This is a genomic window from Clostridium sp. AT4, assembly GCF_001517625.2.
GTDB lineage: Bacteria > Bacillota > Clostridia > Lachnospirales > Lachnospiraceae > Enterocloster.
On the sequence record NZ_LN999828.1, the window covers coordinates 2051823 to 2074578 of the forward strand.

The 22756-nt window shown below is 48.0% G+C and carries 18 protein-coding genes; all 18 read right to left on the reverse strand.

All coding sequences use genetic code 11. The annotated features are described in order from the left end of the window. Positions 1–87: 87 nt before the first annotated feature. The 18 genes from rho to fba all read right to left on the reverse strand — a co-directional run bounded on the left by rho (position 88) and on the right by fba (position 22662). Entirely contained in the window at positions 88–1782 is a 1695-nt protein-coding gene (gene rho / locus BN3656_RS15975; protein ID WP_066550349.1) for a transcription termination factor Rho, read from the reverse strand. A 209-nt stretch (positions 1783–1991) separates the two neighbouring features. Beyond that, positions 1992–3308: a replication-associated recombination protein A gene (locus tag BN3656_RS15980; RefSeq protein ID WP_066550351.1), complete on the reverse strand. Its 1317-nt coding sequence runs from the start codon at positions 3306–3308 to the stop codon at positions 1992–1994. 13 nt (positions 3309–3321) lie between these two features. After that, the gene (locus BN3656_RS15985; RefSeq protein ID WP_066550353.1) at positions 3322–4014 is read right to left on the reverse strand and encodes a polysaccharide deacetylase family protein; all 693 of its coding nucleotides are present in this window, start codon (positions 4012–4014) and stop codon (positions 3322–3324) included. A gap of 254 nt (positions 4015–4268) precedes the next feature. Then, positions 4269–4604, reverse strand: coding sequence for a hypothetical protein (locus BN3656_RS15990; RefSeq protein ID WP_066550355.1), 336 nt, complete (start codon positions 4602–4604; stop codon positions 4269–4271). After that, positions 4576–5403, reverse strand: a complete 828-nt coding sequence (locus BN3656_RS15995) for a hypothetical protein (protein WP_066550357.1) — start codon at positions 5401–5403, stop codon at positions 4576–4578. Before BN3656_RS15995 ends, BN3656_RS15990 begins: the two co-directional genes overlap by 29 nt. A gap of 23 nt (positions 5404–5426) precedes the next feature. Then, positions 5427–6164 (reverse strand): hypothetical protein, encoded by a 738-nt coding sequence (locus BN3656_RS16000; RefSeq protein ID WP_066550360.1) that lies wholly within the window; start codon positions 6162–6164, stop codon positions 5427–5429. 258 nt (positions 6165–6422) lie between these two features. After that, entirely contained in the window at positions 6423–8285 is a 1863-nt protein-coding gene (locus BN3656_RS16005) for a GH25 family lysozyme (protein WP_066550368.1), read from the reverse strand. 119 nt (positions 8286–8404) lie between these two features. Then, on the reverse strand, positions 8405–9433 hold the full coding sequence (locus BN3656_RS16010; RefSeq protein WP_066550371.1) for a cell wall-binding protein: 1029 nt from the start codon (positions 9431–9433) through the stop codon (positions 8405–8407). 132 nt (positions 9434–9565) lie between these two features. Then, positions 9566–11434 carry a phosphotransferase gene (locus BN3656_RS16015; RefSeq protein WP_066550986.1) on the reverse strand — a complete coding sequence of 623 codons (1869 nt, stop codon included), beginning with the start codon at positions 11432–11434 and terminating at the stop codon, positions 9566–9568. 144 nt (positions 11435–11578) lie between these two features. Next, positions 11579–13009 carry a DUF4340 domain-containing protein gene (locus tag BN3656_RS16020; RefSeq protein WP_066550376.1) on the reverse strand — a complete coding sequence of 477 codons (1431 nt, stop codon included), beginning with the start codon at positions 13007–13009 and terminating at the stop codon, positions 11579–11581. Continuing rightward, positions 12996–14414 carry a GldG family protein gene (locus BN3656_RS16025; protein WP_066550384.1) on the reverse strand — a complete coding sequence of 473 codons (1419 nt, stop codon included), beginning with the start codon at positions 14412–14414 and terminating at the stop codon, positions 12996–12998. The genes BN3656_RS16020 and BN3656_RS16025 overlap by 14 nt, the downstream gene beginning before the upstream one ends. Continuing rightward, complete coding sequence (locus tag BN3656_RS16030; protein ID WP_066550393.1) at positions 14414–15277, reverse strand: ABC transporter permease subunit; 864 nt, start codon at positions 15275–15277, stop codon at positions 14414–14416. Before BN3656_RS16030 ends, BN3656_RS16025 begins: the two co-directional genes overlap by 1 nt. Beyond that, on the reverse strand, positions 15274–16266 hold the full coding sequence (locus tag BN3656_RS16035; RefSeq protein WP_066550396.1) for an ABC transporter ATP-binding protein: 993 nt from the start codon (positions 16264–16266) through the stop codon (positions 15274–15276). Before BN3656_RS16035 ends, BN3656_RS16030 begins: the two co-directional genes overlap by 4 nt. 36 nt (positions 16267–16302) lie before the next feature. Further along, positions 16303–17019, reverse strand: coding sequence for an MFS transporter (locus BN3656_RS16040; RefSeq protein ID WP_066550401.1), 717 nt, complete (start codon positions 17017–17019; stop codon positions 16303–16305). Between the two features lie 406 nt (positions 17020–17425). Next, positions 17426–18670 (reverse strand): HAMP domain-containing sensor histidine kinase, encoded by a 1245-nt coding sequence (locus BN3656_RS16050; RefSeq protein ID WP_066550407.1) that lies wholly within the window; start codon positions 18668–18670, stop codon positions 17426–17428. Further along, positions 18660–19340, reverse strand: a complete 681-nt coding sequence (locus tag BN3656_RS16055; RefSeq protein ID WP_066550410.1) for a response regulator transcription factor — start codon at positions 19338–19340, stop codon at positions 18660–18662. Before BN3656_RS16055 ends, BN3656_RS16050 begins: the two co-directional genes overlap by 11 nt. A 131-nt stretch (positions 19341–19471) precedes the next feature. After that, positions 19472–21586, reverse strand: a complete 2115-nt coding sequence (locus BN3656_RS16060) for a glutamine synthetase III (RefSeq protein WP_066550989.1) — start codon at positions 21584–21586, stop codon at positions 19472–19474. 206 nt (positions 21587–21792) lie between these two features. Beyond that, complete coding sequence (gene fba, locus BN3656_RS16065; protein ID WP_066550414.1) at positions 21793–22662, reverse strand: class II fructose-1,6-bisphosphate aldolase; 870 nt, start codon at positions 22660–22662, stop codon at positions 21793–21795. Positions 22663–22756 lie beyond the last annotated feature (94 nt).

Genomic DNA, 22756 nt, shown 5'->3' on the forward strand with positions numbered 1-22756 from the left:
CCATGCATCGTAATACCTGCATTTTTATGCTTTTGATTATACTACACCAGGAAAAAAAAGGGAAGTAGATGCCAAGTAAAACTTCCCTTACAGCAGGCGTATCTTCTTTACCATTTCGCAGAATTCATAGTTATTTCTTGTCTTGGAGAAAAGATCCAGGATACGCTCTACGGCTTCATCGGGCTTCAGGGAATTGGTGGCTTTCCGCACTATGTCTACGGCCTCTGCTTCCTGCCGGTTAAGAAGAAGGTCATCCCTTCGGGTACCGGATTTTAAAATGTCAATGGCCGGGAAAATCCGCTTTTCTGACAGGCGGCGGTCTAAAACCAGCTCCATGTTTCCGGTTCCCTTAAATTCCTCATATACTACATCATCCATACGGCTTCCTGTATCTACCAGAGCCGTAGCCAGAATGGTAAGGCTGCCGCCCTCACGCATATTTCTGGCGGCTCCGAAGAAACGCTTCGGCATATAAAGAGCAGCCGGGTCAAGGCCTCCTGATAAGGTACGGCCGCTGGGAGCTACGGTAAGGTTATAAGCCCTTGCAAGACGGGTAATACTGTCTAAAAGGATAATCACATCTCTCCCGTGTTCTACCAGGCGCTTTGCCCTTTCGATCACCATTTCTGATACACGCTTATGACGGTCCGGCTGCTCGTCAAAGGTGGAATAGATAACCTCTACGTTTGGCCCTACGATCGCCTCTCGGATGTCCGTTACCTCCTCTGGCCGTTCATCAATCAAAAGGATCATCAGGTGCATATCCGGATGATTTACAGTAATTGCTCTGGCGACCTGCTTTAAAAGGGTGGTTTTTCCTGCCTTGGGCGGAGAAACGATCATGCCTCTCTGGCCCTTTCCAATGGGCGATAAAAGATCCAGCACACGCATTGCTACAGAGTTACGCTCTCCCCGTGTTTCCATATGAAGACGCTCATTTGGGAAAATGGGAGTAAGATCTTCAAAATTCGGACGGCGTTCTGTGGCGCTTAAGGGATATCCGTTCACTGTTTTGATATAAAGAAGAGCAGCGAATTTCTCCGTTACTGCTTTGATCCTTCTGTTTCCTACAATGATATCACCTGTTTTTAAATTGAACCGGCGGATCTGTGAGGGAGCCACATAAACGTCATTTTCTCCCGGAAGGAAATTTTCGCAGCGGATAAAGCCAAAGCCATCTGGCATAACTTCCAGAATACCGTTTGCCTCAATTCCGCTGTCAAGCTCTGCCATATCCTGACCGGCAATGCCGGAAGCGTCACTGCGAGGCTCTGGACGGGATTCGCGGACGTCTGCCCGTGTCTCTCTGGTGTCACGAATGTCTCCTGTTTCCCTGGATTCCCGGCTCTCTCTTGACTCCCTGTTGTCTCTGGATTCCCGGCTCTCCTTTGGCTCCCTGCTTTCTGCTGAATCCCTGGAAGCTTCTCTGGAATTTTGCTGCCCGTATGAAGTCCGGGGCTGTCTGACAAAACGGGTTTGACGTGAGGAGTCACGCTGTGGGCGTCCATCGCGCGGCTTTCCGCTGTCCCGTGACTTTTCGCTGTCCCGCGGCTCACCGTTTTCTTTGCTGCTTTGGGGTTCACGGCTGCTTTGTGCCTCACGGCCTTCACTGGAACCGGAATCCGGCTGCAAAACAGCTTCAGACTGTGCGGCCGCCTCATTTTCCCGGCACAAAAGTTCTATGATCTCAGCTTTTCTGAGGGTGCTGATGCCTTTAAGCCCCTGAGATTTCGCCAATTCCTTGAGCTCCGCTAAAGGAAGGGTCTGTAATTTTTCTCGCATATGATTCTCCTTAATTTTACGAACAGTTGTATTGATCCTGAATTATCTAAATGTAATCAAAAGTGGGAATGGTACAAAACCGGAACGGTTCTGACCGTGAATGAGTCCGGGCGCTGATATCTCAGACAGAAAGCCCCTGGAATATGCGGGGAAAGCGCCCTGATTGCTTATACAGACATTATAAACGCTCTCCCCTGTGATTGTAAAGTTTAATTTTTAAGCCATTCCATATGGGCTTTCATCTGTGTTTCATATCCATTGTCCGACGGCCTGTAAAAGATACGGCCCTCCATGCCATCAGGCAGATACTGCTGGCGTACATAATGCTTGGGATAATCATGGGCGTAGAGATAGCCGTCTCCATGTCCTAAGGCTCCTGCGCCCTTATAATGCCTGTCCTGAAGATGCACGGGAACAGGCATGGCACGCTCCGTCTTTACCGCCTCCATGGCATCCTGAATAGCGCAGCAGGCCGCATTGCTCTTGGGTGCACAGGCCACATAGGTCACAGCCTGCGAAAGGATGATCTGAGCCTCCGGCAGACCGATGCGCTCTGCGGCCTGAGCGGCGCTTACCGCTACTGTCAATGCCTGGGGATCCGCATTTCCCACATCTTCTGCAGCGCAGATCATAATCCGGCGGGAAATAAACTTAATATCTTCACCTGCATAAATCATCCGCGCCAGATAGTACACAGCTGCATCCGGATCAGAGCCCCTCATACTTTTTATAAAAGCGGAAATGGTATCATAATGGCTGTCTCCGTCCTTATCGTAGCGCACAGCCCGCTTTTGGATGCATTCCTGAGCCGCTGCCAGATCAATGTGGATCTTCCCGTCCGGGCTTCGGTCTGTAGTAAGTACACCCAGCTCGACTGCATTTAAGGCAGCTCTGGCATCTCCATTGGCCGCATCTGCCAGGAACCGGGCTGCATCCGGCTCGATCACTGCATCATATGTACCCATCCCCCGTTCCACATCCGTAATGGCTCTTTGGATCAGTTCCAGAATATCCTGCGTTTCCAGAGGCTTCAGCTCAAAAATGCGGGATCTGGAGATAAGAGCGCTGTTGACCTCGAAATAAGGATTTTCCGTCGTAGCGCCGATAAGGATCAAGGTGCCGTCCTCTACAAAGGGAAGAAGATAATCCTGCTGTCCCTTGTTAAAGCGGTGGATCTCGTCTACAAACAAAATGGTTCTTTTGCCGTACATTCCCCTGCTGTCCTTTGCGGCGGCCACAATCTCCTCCATATCCTTTTTTCCGGCCACTGTGGCGTTGATCTGCTTAAATTCAGCGCTGGTGGTGTTGGCAATAACCTTTGCCAGCGTGGTTTTTCCGGTCCCTGGCGGGCCGTAGAAAATAAGAGATCCAAGTTTGTCCGCTTTGATGGCGCGGTAAAGGAGCTTGTCCTTTCCAATGATATGCTGCTGCCCCACCACCTCATCCAACGTCCTTGGGCGGAGACGGGAAGCGAGAGGCGCTTCCTTTTCCATTGTATTTTCTCTCATATAATCAAACAGATTCATCTTTATCTCTCTTTCAGTCAATCATCAGTTCATCGGCTGTAACAAAGGTATATCCTTCTCTCTGGAGGATATCGATCAGCTCCAGAGCCGCTGACACAGATGTATCAAATATATCATGCATCAATATAATATCCCCATCCTCAGCTTCTTTCAAGACCTTCTTTACGATACGCTTCTGGTTTCTGAGCTTCCAGTCCAGGGAATCCACAGACCAGAGGACTGTCGTCATGCCGGACTGACACTCCAGCTCCTCGTTCCAGTCTCCGTAGGGCGGACGCATATATTGAGGTCGGGAGCCCGTAATGTCCTCGATCATCCCGCTGGTGCGGTCTACCGCCTCACAGACAGCCGCAGGACCCGCTTTTGTAAGGCGCACATGATTATAGCTGTGATTTCCGATCAGGTGGCCTTCTTCCTGCATCCGTTTTACCAGAGCCTCGTTTCCCGGTATACAGCTTCCCATGAGAAAAAAGGTAGCAGGTACTCCCCGTTCCTTTAAACCATCTAAAAGAACCGGCGTATGGACGGGATGGGGGCCGTCATCAAAAGTAAGAGCGAGATATTTTTCCGGCTCAAACGTACCCTCAGGTGCTGATGCCTCCCTGACCGTAACCGGAGCAGCCAAAAGGCAGATCAGATATGCCAGAAGGATAAAATCGGCGGACAAAACAGCCGACAACAGATGGACCCTGTGTTTCCACTTCACATTCAGGCCTCCGGGCAGATTGGTAGATTGATTTATTTATATGAGGGAGAATGTAGAAATAGACGGATCGCTTCAAATAATTTGAGGCCCTGTTTTTTCATAAAAATGAAGCTGCTGCTCCAGTAGATTATTTATCTGCTTTTGCAACAGCCCCGTTCCATATAACACCAGACAGCTGACACTGCCGGGACAAGATTAACGTTTGCTGAACTGAGAACGCTTGGCTTCTCATTACTCCTCAGAACACCTCGAAACTACATGTGTTCAATATAAAATTCATCCTGACAACTTCTCCCTTCATTTTTTAATAGTAATTTATGCTCGTCATAGGAACGCATTCCATTCACCCGAAGTATTTCTCCTATATTCTGTCTGCTACTTGGAATAATTCTACTCTGTACCCAACGCATACTCCAGTCTGAATTCATGGTCCGGATACCTTTTTTTAAAAATAGCGACATCATAAACGGAGTTTCCTTAGGAGTAACATTTTCTGGAATATCTATTGTGTATTTCTTTGTTCTTTCATCATAATTTAATATTCCGACGATTTTATTTCTATTATTTCTCTTGATTGCGTACCTGTTCAAAAAAACACCACCTTTTCCAAATCATTTCCCAGATTTTATTCCTATGAACCTCTGATAAAACATGATCTATACCATTGAAAATATAATCCTGATCTTCTATTTTCAGTTTCCAAATCTGTAAATCGTATTCTTTTGGTATCAATAACAGATTATACTCTAGAGATTTTGAGCCGATATAATTATTAACTGGAAAATCTCTCATCACGTCTATTTCTTTCAGAAGTTTTTCATCACCATATGTTGAAAACAATAACGATACTCCCTGATCAAACAAAGGTGCCATTCTCACACTGTCTTCTTCATCATTTCTTAACACTTCCAGATTGCTTCCGTGCCGATCTCTATTAGCAATCAAATAATCAATACAGAACATCTGGTACATATATAATCCCCAACCGTTTCTTATTGCAAACTCTAACGGAGATTCATTACCTTCTTTTTGCAAATCATAATACAAATCATACGCCAGCTTTTCTTCATTGTCCTTACGAAAATTTTCTGAAACAGAAACCCATGTTTCTTGTTCTTTACCATCAATAACAATCCTTGCATGTATCAGTTTATACTTTACATGCGGAATTCTCAAAACATCCATCACCCGGCTTACAATCAATTCATTGACACACTCATGACCAAATACCCCACGATAACTATCATAATTCGATAATTTATAATATAATCTTTTCCCATTCACTTCTTCATACGCCTTCAAAAAGCACCCTGGAGTTCCCGGTGACATTTTTTTTGCCGCCCAGTCCAGATGTTTCATATCCTGTAATTCACAAATAATATCCTGCACTATGTCACCTCATCTCAAAGATTTTATTGTTCATCTGGCTCAAATTGATCTGGATAACTGTCACTTCCCCCATATCCGCACACCCTCATCCTAGGAGAATTACAAACAGGCAGCAAAAATTCCGGTTTATAATATTCTCCCTCTTCATCACTTTCCGCCTTTAAACACTCATCACACCAAAAAGGCTCTCCTTCATAATATCCTTCTGGATTAACCCATTTCGCCTCGTTTTGTTCGCAGTTACTGCAAAGAATTTTAGGAGGATTATTTCTTGATAAAATTACAATTTCATTATTCTTTTTTTCTCCATCGCGACAGCTATGTATACTTAATACCAATTCTGTGGTTGAACCAAAATCATATTCATATAAAAAGTTATCGCCGACATCCACAACGTCTTTTAATCGATAATTCATATTTCTGGAAGGTTTTCCCCAAAAAGGATCCGTATCCGGATTGCTTTCATATTGTTCTCCATGAATCGTGAATGCGCTCAGATGTCCGCAGCATTCTACCCATATGTCACGGATAAACACATCCAGTTCTTTTAGCGTAGTATTCTCGCTTGCTTCTACGATTAACCAATAATCTTTTTGATATTTTCCAGTAATAACAACCTGAAAATATTGACATATTCTTTTTCTTTTTTCTTCAGCAAGCTTTGCGCTTCTCTTTTTGCACGCCTGCAAATGGCGCAGCATACCGCTTTTTGTATACTCTTTTCCACAATACTTACAAAATCCTTTTGTTTGAACCGCCATTCTTTTATCTCCAATCCATCTGCTTTTTCGTGTATATTAGCATCTAATGCACATCTACCGTTTTTCCTATAAGAAAGTATAACATTATCTTATTAAAAAATACATAGAAAAAGGGGCTGTCTGCTGCAAAAGCAGATAAATAATCTACTGGAGTAGCAGCTCCATTTTTATGTCCTAAAAACAGAAAACGGACTCCGAAGAGTCCGCAATCCATAGTATAATAAGATCGGTCGAGTAAATTTTTTGCATATGCCCCTTCTACACTCCCGGCTTCTCCCCCGCCGCTACCTGCCCCTGGGAGGGAGCAGAGCTGACACCGGGGCCGCCGTTGATTCCTGTAACAGGAGCTGAGGGCTCTGGAACGTTTTGGGAGGAAGAGCTGTTTCCGCTTCCGTTTGACGGGATAATAATGGGGTTAGAGGATGTGCCGGAGCTGCCGGAAGCCGTTCCTGCACTGTCGGACGCGCTCTCCTGGTTTGTGGAACCGCTTTCCTCCTGCCCCTGAGGAATCAGATGGCCGTCTGCTGCTGCCTCATAAACAGCGCCGCCGATCTCCAGCGTCTGTCCTGCAGCCATGCGTCCTGTGGAGGGATCCATATAATAATGGAGACCGTTTACCTCGATCATGCCCGTGGTCATCGCTCCGCTTCCGTCAAAATAATACCAGGCTCCATCCATCTCACGCCAGCCGGTCGCCATCACGCCGGAGCCCTTCAGATAATACCGCTTTCCGCCTTCACTCAGCCAGCCGGTCTGCATCACGCCGTTTGTATCTGAGCAATACCAGGAGCCATTATCCTGGATCCAGCCCTTTGCCAGGGCACCTGATGCGTCCAGATAGTACCATTTGCCGTTTTGGTTTGTCCATCCAACCGCCATTTTTCCGGAAGACTCCATATAATACCGCTTTCCGTCTGCATCCAGCCAGCCGGTCTGCATGATACCGTTGGAGTCTGTATAATACCAGGCTCCATTGTCCTCTATCCAGCCTTTTTTAACAGCTCCTGAGCTTCCCAGATAGTACCATTTTCCCTGATCCTGACGCCAGCCAGTCTGCATCTTTCCCGTGGTCTCGTCCAGATAATAACGGCTGCCGGATACCGTGATCCAGCCCGTGGACGCAAGGCCTTCGCTGTCCATATAATACCAGTCTGAACTATCCTGAGCCCAGGCGTTTTTCTGTTTGGCATAGTTGCTGTAATAATACCGTTTCCCGTTAATGGTACGCCAGGTATTGGCCGGAATCTGGCCGGAGAAATCCTTAAATTGGAAATCAATATCCACATTTCCATTGATTCCCTTTACAGAACCGGTGCTGGTCGCCTGCCACATAACAGGGTTCTGGTAGCTGGGACGGGCAGAATAACGGGCTACCCATACGGGATAATCCATCAGGCTCATATCCAGCTTATTTTTCAGCCAGTTTTCATTTGCATAGACAATCGGATAATATCCGGAATCGGATATCTTTTTGCAGAACGCATTTGCGATCGCTGCCAGCTCCTCTTTTGAAAGGTTTCCCTGAGTAGAATCCTCCATATCGAAAGCTACAGGATAAGAAACAGGATAATCATGGATCAGATCCAGCACAAAATCGGCCTCTGCCTCTGCCATTTCCACCGTTACCGCCAATGAGTAAATATACACGCCCACCTTCACGCCGGCGGCGCTGGCCTGCTGGATATTCCGGTGAAAATAGGGATCTACCACTCCCTTGGAACGGGTTCCCAGCATCACGAAGGACACGTCATCTGCTGCGACCTGGCTCCAGTTGATCTCCCCCTGCCATCTGGATACGTCAATTCCTCTGGCAAGCACATTTTGAATGGCACTTCCGTCCGGCATCTGATAGACGCCGTTTACCTTTTTCCATGCATTTGGATTGGTCTGGTCTGCTCCTTTTGCATTCTCAGAAGTGCTGGAGGCAGAAGGCACATTGCCGGTTCCTCCAGATCCTCCTGTTTCTCCCGGGCCTCCTGCAGCAGACGCTCCAACAGACGCCGGCATTTCTCCCGGCCCTGCAGCGTAGGCCGTATACGCAGACCCAAGGGTTCCTGCGCCCAGAATTCCAGCCAGGACAAGTGCCTGGCAGCGCTTTCTCATCTCCTGTCTCTTTTTCATTTTCCTCTCCTTATATCGTACTGATAGCAAAAACGGAGGATGCTGTCAGCCAGTCCCGCCGCAGCATCCCCCTTTATCAACTTGTCCTTGTCACATGTTTCCATATCGGATTTCTCTTATCAGCCTGGTCCATCTGTGCGTCCGGCTTCCAGAGAGCCGCTGCTGGAAGGACCGCTGGAGCTGGTGGAACCTGGACCAGATGAGCTGGAACTGCCAGAAGTTTTTGATACGCCGGGGCCGCCGTTTTCACCGGTTACGCCGCCTCCGGAAGACTGGTTTCCTGCAGCCGGCGTCTGTGCAGATACGCCGTTTGCATTCTGGCATACGCCGGATGCGTCAAAATTGTAGGAGGTACCGTTGATATTTAAGGTAGTTCCTGCTGTCATCACGCCGCCGTCTGCCGGATTTAAGTAATAATACTTGCTGTCGACCAGGATCCAGCCTGTCATCAGGTGACCGTTGCTGTTGAAGTAGTACCACTTGCCGTCGATCTGCTTCCAGCCTACAGACATCTTTCCGTTTGTCATATCCATATAGTACTTGCTGCCCTCGCTATCGCTGAGCCAGCCGATGAGCATACGTCCGTCTGTATTCAGATAGAAGTAATCCTGGTCTACCTTTGCCCAGCCGGTCATCATCTTTCCGTCTGTGCCGAACAGATACCAGTTGTCCTGAATCTGAGCCCATGCGTTCACAACACACTTGCCGTTTTCCTGGAAATAATACCAGGCTCCGTCCATCTCACGCCAGCCGGTTCCCATGCTGCCGTCGCCGCGCATAAAATAGTAATCATCGCCAATACGCAGCCAGCCCGTAACCATGGTGCCGTCCTCCAGCATATAGTACCATTTGCCGTATTCCGGATTGATCCAGCCCTTTGCCATCAGGCCGCCCGGACGGAAGAAATACCATTTTCCATCAATCTGCTTAAAACCAGTGGTCATATAGCCGGTAGAAAGATCCATATAGTAATAACCCTCGCTGGTCTGAAGCCAGCCTGTGTGGGTCTTTCCCTGGTTAATATAGGTCCAGTGATCGTTTGTCTTGGTCCAGCCGTCTGCCGCATAGGATGTAACCGCCATTCCCAGGGCCATGGCGCTGATCACGCCGGCTGCGGTCAAAGCCGCCAGACATTTCTTACGTTTCATGCCTTTTCCTCCTCATTCTTCTGTATATAAGCCCCTTTGTCTGTTTCGGGTTTTCATCCTTTTAATTATAGCACAGATTATCTGTAAGGAAGGTAACAATTTTATTACAATTTCCGTAAATTTTCATACCTGCTACAGAGCCTTTAATTTTTTATAATAGCCCTTTGCATACCGGTACATGATGATAGTATATTCTCCAAATTCCTCTCCTAAAGCTGCCTTGTATACAGCCCACAAACACCAGAGGAAACCGCCCAGGGCCGCATTTGCAAATACGGAATAATATTCTTCTTCCGAAGGCTTTCTCTCTAAATAAATCTCCAGAAGCTTTTCTGTCTGTTCTGCGTCATAGTACGAATAGATCGCCGACATGGAAATGTCCATAATGGGATCGCACATTCCCGCATATTCCCAATCCAGCAGTTTTGCACTGCCGTCTTCAAACATCAGGAAGTTATCCACATTTGCGTCAATATGGCAGAGACATTGTGGACGATCCATCTGATCCAAATGATCCATCAGCTCATTCATCCAGCCTCTGACCTTCTCATAATCTTCAAAAGGGATTCCTCCATGCTGCAGGCAGAGCCTTTCATAAAAATCAATCCGTTCCCGAATATCAAAGGAATGGCCGACAGTAAGACCGGACTGGTGAAGCTTTCTTACAATACCCATACAGATTTCCATATCTTTCCAGTTATCTGCCGCTGCATTCCGGGCGTTTTCATAGTACCGTGCAATCTTATAGCCGGTATCCGGGTTCATGTACAGCACTTCTTCCGTAATCCCCAGAGAGGCTACGGTATCATAAACCTCTTTTTCCTCCCTGCGGTTGATTAAAAGCTCTGTCCCCGGCCCCGGAATCCTGCAGATGCAGTGAGCGCCATCCACCCGGAACAAGAAGGATTTATTTGTCATTCCGGCTTTCAGGCAGCGGATATCTGTAATATGGGACTCAGGCACCTTAAATACCCTGGATACCAGATCCATTGCCGCATTATCCGAATGATTCTGATAGCGTTCATCAAACAGGCGCAGCTCCTCCAGATTTTCAAATTCATACACCTGGTTTTCAGGCTGACGGTTTACATCCATCTCAATCTGATCCCACTGAGACGCCTTCCAGCCGGAAGCCTCTTCTGCGCGGGCAAGAAGCGTTCCCCCTTCTGCCTCCAGACGGCGCTTTGCCTCTCCCTTGAGCATATCTACAAAGGGCTGCTCCCAGTAAAACTGTTCCGTTCCCGGAGCTTCATAGTAGGCTTCTAATACCGGAAGGAACCGGGCTGAAAATTCTCTGGACAGATAGACCGGGCCGTACATCACCCACTGATCCCTTCCGCCTACATTTACATCTGTAATCCTTCCCTTTTTAGTAAAGGTAAAGCACCACTCCTTGGTATCCCCCTTCTGGAAGGAAGCGCTGTACCAGGCTCCGCACTCATAGGCGTGGTACATATTGTCCCGCAGCCAGTTATCAGAGGATAAAATGTACATATTGCGGCCCTTTAACAGATGTCTGGCTCTGTAAACCGTAGCCAGGGTATTTTTGCAGGAATACTCCGGATTGTAGAGAAGCTTTACATCATATTTGTCGATCAGATATTCAAATTTCTCTTTCAGATACCCGACTGCAATGGTAATATCATATACTCCGGCCTCATGGAGCTGGCGGATCTGGCGTTCGATCATACGCTCTCCAAATACCTCTAAAAGCCCCTTGGGCGTTTCAAAGGTAAGAGGGACAAAACGGGAGCCAAAGCCTGCGGCAATGATCAGAGCTCCGTCTACCTTATAGGGCGCTAAAACAGCCTGTCCCGTTTCTGTAAGAGCAAGCCGTTTTCCTCTCTGATCCTCATCTTCTCTGATATAGCCTTTTTCTGCACATTCTTTTATCAGCCCGTTAATGGTCCCTAAAGATAGCTCCATTCTCTTTGCCAGCTCCCGCTGAGTAATATATGGCTCCTCCAAAATGTTTCTGCATATCAACCCCAATCTGTCCATATGATCCTCCATTCTTCATCCTGTATATGCACTGTCAGCGGATAGAGGAATCTTTGTTCCCCTGTCCACTGACATTTTTGTTCATTTGTATTATATTTTTATTTTATATGAACATTATAGCACGGACGCAGGGAAATGCAAGAGCTAATCCTCTGTATTTCCCAAAACAATGGTATTTACTGCCTCGATGAGATCCACTGCCTGAGATCTGGGAATCAGAGAGACTGTCTTTCCATCTGCCTCTGCCAGACAGCTGCTTCCGTCATAACGGTAAAGGACGATCGTTACCTGGGGAGAAACTTCATTATCCAGATGGAGGGTCAGGTGGATTTCCTCCTTTTGTCCCGGTTCCTCTTCTGTAAAGCAATCTGCTTTTAAGCCTTTCAGAGCAGAGAACAGTTCATCTGTCTCTATTTCCTCCTCCTGATACGTCCAGGTGCGGTCATCCTTTTTGCCTTTGGAAGTAAGGCTGTAGTCAGCTCCCTCTAAGGAAATGTCAATTCCTGTGATCTCCTCTGTATCGCCCCAGAATACTTCTTTATGGCGCAGGTCATCATATTTCATGGCCATCAGGCCTTTGTAATCCTCGGCAGTCAGCTTATAGGCGATCTGGGAATTATTTACTCTTGCGTATGCGGTAATTTCTTCCTCTTCCCCGCTGTTTTCCTCAGAGTTCTCCTTCTTCTCTGCCTTTTCTTTTTCCTTCGGATCACGGCTTACGCTTACGGTAAGCGTACCGGATACGTTCTCTTTGTCCTCATTTTCAAAGGTATAATCGGCCTCTAAGGACAGCTCCGGCGCATCCAGTCCATAGGTGCTCCACTCTTCCTCTGAAACATAGTAGGAAGCGTAGTCAGACAGATCCAAATTCTGGAGGGTTCTGATATATTCATTCACCTGCACCGGATCTAAGGGAAGCAGGTTTTCCTCATCCTTCTTAAAATAAACATCCTCGCTGCTGTAGGAAGCCCCGCTGTCCTCTATGCGGACTGCTTCATAGGTCTCCGGCCCTGTAAACCGCAGGCTGCTTACTGTCTCAAGCTCAGGGATCTCATCCTGCTTCAGCATATCCTTTAACACCGCGTCAAAATAATTCAGGGGATCGTCCTTTACCAGATAAGCTTTTCCGTCTCCGATGGACACATAGCGCTGGGAATCCATATTGCTGAAATTGCCCAGCTTTATTTCAAGCTCCTGTTCTCCATTTTCCACATGGATGGTGCAGACAGGATCATCCAGACCGTACTGACTGTAATCCTCTACCTCTTCGATCACAAAGGCTGCTGCAAATTCCTCAAAGGGCTCTAAGAGTTCTTTTATCTTTTCTTCGCTCACAGGAAATTTTTCATCCTCGTCATAGGTCCAGACTCCGTCCTCTCCCTTATGGAACGAAAGGCTTTCCGACTCATTTTCCCACGAAAGGGCCGTGACACCCTCATAGGGAATCTGAAGGATGGTTTCACCGCTGTCTTTGATCTTTTCCTTATGCTCCTCCCTCTGGATCACCGCGATGGCCGCCACGGACAGCACCGCCAGAACTCCCAGAAGGATATATAACCGTTTAGCCCGCTTCATTCTGCATTCTCCTCCTTCTCATTACCACACAAATGCCAATTCCCAGGTATGCAAGCGGGAAAACACCGATCATTACCGCCTGAAGCATGGCAGAAGCAGATTCGCTGATGGTAAGATAATTATAGTTTAGGGATTTGCTCCGGATCGCCATAGCCTCGCTCTCTCCGATCATGGAAGAAAGACCATTCATTCCCAGATCCCCGTTTGCACCAGAGGAAAGGGCATTATACATATCCTCTAAAAAGTCTGAGGAGCCAAACCAGAGGATCCGTCCTTCATTTTCACAGGAAATCGACACAGCTGCCGCAAAGGGGCCATCAACGTCTCCTTCCTCCCGTTCATAGGTGGAAAGCTCATAGCCTGCCATCTTGCTGAAGGCCTGGTCTGTGGTTGACAGAAGGGGTGTCACCCGGCCTGCGGCTTTCGTTTCATCTACCTTTAAACCCTGGACAATGGGAAGAATGGGATAATAGTGCTCTTCAATGAGAGCGTCTGTAATATCGCTGCTCTCCATCTGAGGAAGAAGGGCGTAAGGCGTCTGAAGAGCATAGCGCTCTCTGTCTCCCTCTACTACGATTCCGTCCTGTGCGGTAACGCCGTATTCCTCTAAAAGGCCGTGAAGGTTGTCAAGATTTCCTTCCTTTACAGGCCCTGCTGCCGCAAAAAGCTTTCCTCCCTTTTTGGTGTAATCTGCAAGCATGGTCTGTTCTTCTCCGGAAATGTCGCTGGAGGGCGCATAGATCATAATTCCGGCTGCATCCTCAGGAATGGAATCTACATTCAGAAGAGACAGCTGCTCTAACTGGATATTTTCCTTTTCAATCTGCTCCTTGAAGGAGGCGGGAAGTTCTCTTTCCCCATGTCCCTCTAAAAGATATACTTTGGGCTGCTCTTCATTTACCACATAGTCAATGGCAGAAGTAATGGCTCCCTCTCCGTCAAAGGAGGTATTGTAGGAATAGGAGTAGATATCTGCCTCCTGAACATAAATATCATCATAACCGATAAAACGGCTGCGTTCGCCGCATTCTACAACCAGGCTGTTGTTGGCGGCCTCTTCATCTGTGTACTGCTCTGCAAAGGTAGGATATACATCCGGATTTTTCTTTACGATCTGGATATGATCTGAAAGGCTGTCGTATTTATTTAACAGGTTTTCAATAACCGCATCCTCTTTGTCTGCCTGTACGATCCAGTAAATGGTTATATCCTCATCCAGCCCGTTTACCACTGCCTTCGTATTGCTGGTAATGGAATAGAGCTTTGCCGCACTGATATCGTATTTTGTCAGATTCTCCGGCAGGGCGTTTACCAGTATATTGACCACAATAAGGATTGTAAGAACCACTGCGGAAAGAATCAGGGAATAAGCTCCGCCGTGAAATGCATTACGGTTCTGCTTCATCAGTTATACCTCCTTTTTTCCAGTGACTGCACCGATAAAAACAGGAAAAATGCGGCAAAGGTCACAAAATATACAATCGCAGTGAGATCAAAAACTCCGTTTACAAACACATAAAAACGTTCAAACAGGGAAAGCGTTTTCATAACGGACGGCAAAAGCCCGGAAAAAGCTTCCGAATCTGCCAGATATAAAATAAGCACTGCGCCGCCGGCCGGGAAATAAAATCCATAAGCCAGATGTTCATTTTTTGTTAAATGGCGTATTACCACTCCCAGGACGATCACCAGGGCAAAGGCTGCGATCAGGGCACCTGCTGGAGTGGAAGATACATACTCGGACAGACTGGCGCTGTAGTAGTTGAGCAGGATCACCGCAATGCCGATTCCTGCCGCAAAGCCCTGATTGTCTGTCAGGGAGGAAATGAATACTCCCAGAGCGATCAAGGCTGCGCCCAAAACAAAAAAGGCAAAGATAGAGCCGTAGGAGGTTAAAAGGTATACATCTCCATAGCGGGCAAATATCAGCGGATATACGGAAACAACCGCCAAGGGGATCAGATATACAACAAGAAGCGCCAGATATTTTCCCAGTACAACCTCTGTGGTGGTAATGGGAAGGGAGTATAACAGCTGGTCTGTTCTCTGCTTCTTCTCCTCTGCAATGACGCGCATGGTTAAAATAGGTACAATTACTACAAATACCAGGCTGCCGAAGCTTAATACAAACTCAAAATTGCTTACTGCTGCCTGAAGATTATATAAGGTGGCTCCCAGACCGATAAAGGCCAGCAAAAATGCGCCGAATACATAGGCGGTCAGGGTATGGAAATAATTGCGGAGCTCATGCTTTAATACGGCGGTCATGCCATTTCCTCCTCTCCTGCTTCGGATTCCTCGGTTTTAATATCTTCTGTTTGGGCGCTCTCTGTCAGCTCAATAAATATTTCCTCCAGATCCGCCTTTTTCACATTCATTTCAAGAAGGGGTTTGCCGGCGGCTGAAAAACGCTTAAACAGGGCTTTTGACACCTCATAGATATCCTCGCAGTCCGAATGGAGGGTAGCTGCGGTCCGTCCTATCTCCTTTTCTTCTATGGTCTGTTCTGTAATGTGCTCCATACCGGAGAGAAGTTCTTCTGTTTCCCTGGCGTCCGCCTCTGCTACCAGAGTAATCTCTCCCGGTGAAAGGAGGCGTTTTTCAAGGTTTTCCGGCTCGTCAAAGGCGATGAGCTTTCCTCTGGCAATAATAAGGATTTTCTCACAGATAGTCTGAACCTCGGAAAGAATGTGGGAGCTGAAAATGACCGTATGCTCTCTTCCCAGATCTTTGATCAAATCGCGGATTTCTATGATCTGTAAGGGATCCAGTCCTACTGTCGGCTCATCCAGTATGATTACTTTCGGGTCCCCCAGAAGGGCCTGAGCGATCCCAACTCTCTGTTTATATCCTTTAGACAGGGCGCTGATCCTGCGGTTTCGCACATGGTCTAGACCTGTCCTCCCGATCACACTGTCAATCTGGCTGTGCAGCTCTTTTCCCTTAAGCCCCTTTGCTTCTCCTACAAAGCGCAGATACTCTGCCGGTGTCTCGTTCATATAAAGGGGCGGCTGCTCCGGAAGATAGCCGATCCGTTTCTTTGCCTGGGCCGGTTCTTCAAAAATGTCGAAGCCGTCAATCTTTACGCTTCCCTTTGTGGCTGACAGACATCCTGTCATGATGTTCATGGTGGTGGATTTTCCTGCGCCGTTTGGACCCAAAAAGCCGTATACATGGCCGCCTTCTATCTCAAAGGACAGATCATCTACCGCTGTCACATCCCCATAGCATTTTGTTAAATGCTCTACCTGTATCATGGTTAACCTCCTGATTGGATTTTTGTTTTTCTGGCATTATAACAATTTATGCTGAAATGGGGCTGAAAATTTATGGAATACACCGCCTCCCGTCTGCTCCCTGAGGATTTTCCATGTGGACTGGGTTTCTTTTGCCTCTTCATAAATGGTTTGTTTTTCCTTTACCGGGGTGATGTCCTTTATAAAAAGAAGGATCAAAATGGTGGACGACAGGGTCGTGAGCCCGTCAATGGCGTAAGCAAGGCCCAGATGGTTCTCAAACAGGATTCCTCCTATGGTTGGGGACAGAATAATCCCCAGATTGAGTCCCAGATACATAAGGCTGTAGGCCTTTTCCCTGTTTTCGGCGGTGCTCAGATCTGCTACCAGCGCGTCATAGGACGGATTTTCCATTGTCTGAAAGATTCCTGCTGAAAAAAACAGCAGGATCTGTGCCATGGATACAGGAAGAACCGCTGCTGTCAGGTAACAGATGACCGTTACCAAATCGCAGATAATGATGAGCTTTTTCTTATTGCAGCAGTCTGCCAGCTTTCCTCCCAGCAGGTTTGCAGGAAACTGTACCACTCCCATAGCTATAGTGATCTTGGCGATCTCCTGTGCATTCATTCCCAGCTTATTGCTTAAAATCAGCGTCAGCATGGGCCATATCATAGCTCCCATATTTGTTGCTGCCTTTCCCCAGAAAAGAATATATAATTCTCTTCTCATACCTCTGTACTGGCCGAACATTTTCTCAAATATTGTTTTCATTTCTAATTATCCTCTTAAAATATATGCTGCTATATGCTTTTCCACCTGTGTCAGACCGCACTTTCCTGTGAAATAAAAAAACAGAGACCCTCTGCTGCCAAAGGATCTCTGCATAGTATCTTCTCTTTTAGATAGGGCCTGGCCCAGCAGCCAGCAGCCCATTGAAAGATGGGCGGCTGGCGTGTGCGGTATAATATACGGCATAAAAAGAGAGAACCTGATATCCGCTCCATTTTTGGTAGCATGAAATAACAGGACGCTTTCACGGTACTGCGCCTGCACAGACAAATCTTCATGCGTCAAAATAAATGGATCAAATTAACATCTGGCCTCTCCTTTAAAAATCTGAAGTATGGCTTCAGTATAGCACTGGAAATATATGGATGCAAGAGGGAATCATCCGACTTTATAGCCGGAAACCGTAGCCCTGCACACCAGACCCCAGAACACAGGGCAGCTCTGCCCAGAACCGGTTGATCCCATCCCTGCTTTCAGCGTGTATTTTTCCTCGGTGAAGCTGTACGGTCTGTTCTGCAATGGAAAGGCCCAGGCCGTAGCTTCCGGAAGTATTGTGGGCGGGATCGGCGCGGTAGAAGCGTTTGAAAAGCTGGTTTAAGTCTTCGGGAGCAATCGGCGGGCCCTGGTTTTCTACACTGAGCACACAGTGGCTTTTTCCCTGCTTTTTAAGCTTTACCCAGGTGGTTCCTCCCTGGCTTGAATATTTGCAGGCATTGTCTAAAAGGATGTCTAAAAGCTGACCCAGCCTGTCCTTTAAGCCCCAGATCAGAATACCTTCTTCTATCTCTGTATAAAGCGTTAATCCCTGTTCAAAATAAAGAGGTTCAAAGAGAAGGATTCCATCTTCTGCAATCCGGCTTAAATCTACCTGCTCAAAGGCCGCTTCTGCCTGTCCGCTGTCTGCACGGGCCAGATCCAGCATCTGTTCGATCAGCCCCCGCATCTGCCGGGACATGGTAAGGATGGCTTCGGAAAAACGTCTCTGCTTTTCTTCCCCACAGCCGGAGGACTGCAGAAGCTCCGCATTGGTCATAATTACAGTCAAAGGCGTTTTTAACTCGTGGGAGGCGTCGGCCACAAACTGGCGCTGCTGTTTCCAGGCCTTTTCCACCGGCCGCACCGCCCAGCCGGAAAGCCAGATGCTGATGGCTAAAAATAGGATAAAACTCAGACCCGCGATCAGGGCGCAGGTTCTCACCAGCCCCTTTAGCGCCGCCGTTTCACTGGAAATATCCGCAAATACCAGGCTATACCTGTAGGGCGTATTGGTCTTATAGTACCGAAAGCTGTATTCCTTTATCACTCCTACCTTTTGATGGGAGGAACGTGCCCTTACAATGAGATCCATGAGGAATTCCTGATCAGACAGATCAAAATAGCCGCCGCTGCTGGCGATCAGTTCTCCCCCGGTTCCCAGATACAGGATAAAAAAAGGAAGACGGATCTGCTCGCTCTGTTCTCCGGGCATCTCAATCTGAAAGGGTCGGTTTGCAATCTTTTCCATCATGCGGATGCTCTTTTCTTCCAGATCTGCTCTTGTAAAATGGTACACCAGGCCGAATACCACGCTCATCATCAGAACCACTATCGTCATGTTGATAACTACAAACTTCACTCTCAGCCTATAAATCATGTTCTGCCACCTCCAGATGATATCCCATTCGCCGGATGGACTCAATACGTACATCTGACCCAATGCTTAACAGCTTTTTCCTCAAAAAACCAATATAAACCTCTACATGGTTTTCCACTGCATCTGAATCATAGCCCCACACCTTTTCCAGGATCATTTCCTTGGAGAGGTTTCCTGCACCGGACTGAAATAAAAGGCGCATAATATCAAACTCTTTCGCAGAAAGCCGGATCTGTCTGTCCCCGCAGCTTAAAACAGCTGTCGAAAGATCCAAACAGGTCTTTCCCATCCCTACCTCATCCACCTGTCCTCCCTGGCGGCGAAGCAGGGCGCGGACGCAGGCAGTAAGCTCTCTGGCGTCAAAGGGCTTTGTCAGATAATAATCTGCCCCGGCATCCAGTCCTGCGATCCGATCCTCCAGAGCAGAACGAGCCGTAAGCATTAGAATGGGCGTTCCCAGACGGCTGGCCCGAAGCTCCCTTGCCACCTCATAGCCGCTTTTTCCCGGCATCATCACATCCAGTATGATCAGATCATAAATCCCGGTGCCTGCATATGTAAAACCGGTTTCTCCGTCATATACAGCCTCGGCCTCAAAACCCTGGATCTCTAAAAGATCTTTTATAGAACCGGCCAGCAACCGCTCATCCTCTATGATCAGAATTTTCATATACATCCCCTTACTTACTGATAATATCCCTATTATACAGCAAAGCGGCCAAAGAAAACAGCCTACAGCTATCCCCTTCCGGGCAGCCGCAGGCTCTGTCTTCTAAAATGACCAGTTAAACAATTGTCGTATTACACTTCAAAAATCAGATCGCCGTAGCTTGGCATGGGCCACAGATCCTTGTCCACCAGCATCTCCAGACGGTCTACAGGAGTCCTTAAGGCCTCCATGGCAGGAACGACCTCACTGTGGTATGCCAGTGCCTGATCCTTTCCGCTTTCCATGGCTGCGCAGCGAGCCGTTGCATCTTCCAAGGCAGACAGGGCTGTTTTTGTCTCAGCCAGAAGGTCTGATGATTCCAGCAAAAGCTCTGTCTGTGTGCTCACGTCTGCCTCCGGGCAGGCATTTCTAACCGCGGAAATGGAACCTGCCAGCTGGGTGGTGTAGCGGATCACTGCAGGAATGATCTGCTTTCCTGCCATATCGATCATGGTCTTTGCCTCAATGTTAATGCTCTTTGCATAGCTTTCGTACTCTACCTCGGCTCTGGACTCCAGCTCGGCTCTAGTGAATACGCCGAACTCCTCAAACAGCTTTACCGCCTTGTCTGTCACAAGAGCCGGGATCGCGTCTACCATAGAGCGAAGGTTGGGAAGCCCTCTCTGTTCGGCTTCCTTTACCCACTCCTCAGAATAGCCGTTTCCATTGAAGATAACTCTTCTGTGAGCTGCCAGAAGCTCTTTAATGAGGTCATGGACTGCCATATCAAAGTCCTCGGCCTGCTCCAACTGATCAGCCGCTTCCTTAAAGGCTTCTGCCACAATGGTATTTAACACCGTATTGGCAGATGCTACGGAATCAGAGGAACCTACCATACGGAACTCAAATTTATTGCCTGTAAAAGCAAAGGGTGAGGTGCGGTTCCGGTCGGTGGCATCCTTGTCCAGATCCGGCAAGATATTTACGCCGGTGCGCAGAGTTCCGCCCTTCTTGGAATGGGTCGCTTCTCCGGTGTCGCAGAGCTGGTCGATCACATCCTCCAGCTGCTCTCCAAGGAAAATGGAAATAATTGCCGGCGGAGCCTCGTCTGCTCCCAGTCTGTGATCATTTCCCACATCAGAGGCAGATTCACGGAGCAGATCTGCATGGCGGTCTACGGCCTTGATGATGCAGGCTAAAACCAGAAGGAACTGGATATTCTCATGGGGCGTATCGCCGGGGTTCATCAGGTTGGTGCCGTCGTCGGCAGTCAGGGACCAGTTGTTGTGCTTACCGGAGCCATTTACCCCATAGAAAGGCTTTTCATGGAGAAGGCAGGCCATGCCGTGGCGTCCGGCTACCTTTTTTAATGTCTCCATCACCAGCTGATTGTGGTCTACGGCCTGGTTCACGCCCTCATAGATGGGAGCCAGCTCATGCTGGGCCGGGGCTGCCTCGTTGTGCTGGGTCTTGGCAGGCACTCCCAGCTTCCACAGTTCCTTATTTACATCGTTCATATAGGCGCCGATCCGCTCTCTGATGATGCCGAAATAGTGGTCGTCCATCTCCTGCCCCTTTGGCGGCATAGCGCCGAATAAGGTGCGGCCGGTATAAATTAAATCCTTTCTCTGCAGATACTTCTGGCGGTCAACCAGGAAATACTCCTGCTCCGGTCCCACGGAAGGATTGACCCGTTTTGCAGTGGTGTTTCCAAACAAGCGCAAGATCCGCAGGGACTGCTCATTGATGGCCTGCATGGAGCGCAGCAGAGGGGTCTTTTTATCCAGAGCCTCACCCTTATAGGAACAGAAGGAGGTAGGAATACAGAGGGTCACGCCGATAGCGTCCTCTTTTAAGAAAGCCGGAGAGGTACAGTCCCATACCGTATAGCCTCTGGCCTCAAAGGTTGCGCGCAGGCCGCCGGAGGGGAAGGAGGAAGCATCCGGTTCACCCTTTATGAGTTCTTTTCCAGAAAACTCCATGATCACACGGCCTTCAACGGGAGCGGAAACAAAGGAATCGTGCTTCTCAGCCGTAACGCCTGTAAGAGGCTGGAACCAGTGAGTAAAATGGGTTGCACCATGGTCAATCGCCCAGTCTTTCATAGCATGAGCTACCACATCTGCAATACTGGGATCCAGCTCTGCGCCATCCTCAATGGTCTTTTTCAGCTTCTTATATACGCTTTTAGGCAGACGGTCTCTCATCACGGCATCATTAAACACATCCTTGCCAAACATCTCTGTAACACTTATTACTTTGCTCATAGATTCTCCATCCTCTCTTTTCATGGTGTCCCCTTTCCCCAATGCACCCCAAAAGGCGGTTTTGTACAGCAAAAGGCGTTCTCTCCTTTTTCAAAAAGAGAACGCCCTCGTTCTTTTGTTATAAAATAAACCATTTCCCGTGAAAATGCAAGCGGTTTTTCCAAAAACAGAATCAGTTTATTCTAATAAGTTTTAATTCACAGAGCTTATGCATTTGCCTTTCCAACAGAACCAAACAGCTCCATCTTCTCTTTTACAGTTGCGCGGATTGCCTCTGCGCCGGGAGCTAACAGCTTTCTTGGGTCAAAGCCCTTGCCCTGCTGATCCTTTCCTGCCTCGATGTACTTTCTGGTAGCCTCTGCGAAGGAAAGCTGGCACTCTGTATTTACGTTGATCTTTGCAACGCCCAGGCTGATAGCCTTCTTGATCATATCCTCGGGAATACCTGTACCGCCGTGAAGAACTAACGGCATATCGCCGGTTGCTTCCTTAACCTTCTCCAGTACGTCGAAGTTTAAGCCCTGCCAGTTCTCCGGATACTTGCCGTGGATATTTCCGATACCTGCTGCAAGGAAGTCAACACCCAGATCAGCGATAGCCTTGCACTCTGCAGGATCTGCACACTCGCCTGCGCCTACCACGCCGTCTTCCTCGCCGCCGATAGAGCCTACCTCAGCCTCTAAGGACAGGCCCATTGTATGAGCGATCTTAACCAGCTCTTTTGTCTTCTCCACATTCTCTTCGATCGGATAATGAGAGCCGTCAAACATAATAGAGGAGAATCCGGCCTTAATGCACTTATAGCAGCCCTCGTAGGAGCCGTGGTCTAAGTGAAGTGCCACCGGTACGGTAATATTTAATTCCTCAAGCATAGCAGAAACCATAGCTGCTACGGTCTTAAATCCGGTCATGTACTTGCCTGCGCCCTCGGATACACCCAGGATAACCGGGGACTGAAGCTCTTCTGCAGTCAGAAGAACTGCTTTTGCCCACTCCAGATTATTGATATTGAAGTGACCTACTGCATATTTGCCTGCTCTTGCTTTTTCAAGCATATCTTTTGCTGATACTAACATAATATTTCCTCCTTATACTTGGGCGCTCCCCCAGCTGCATGAACCCGGAACCCGGATAACAGCCCTGGAACGCAGTTCTACTTTGTTATGTTTT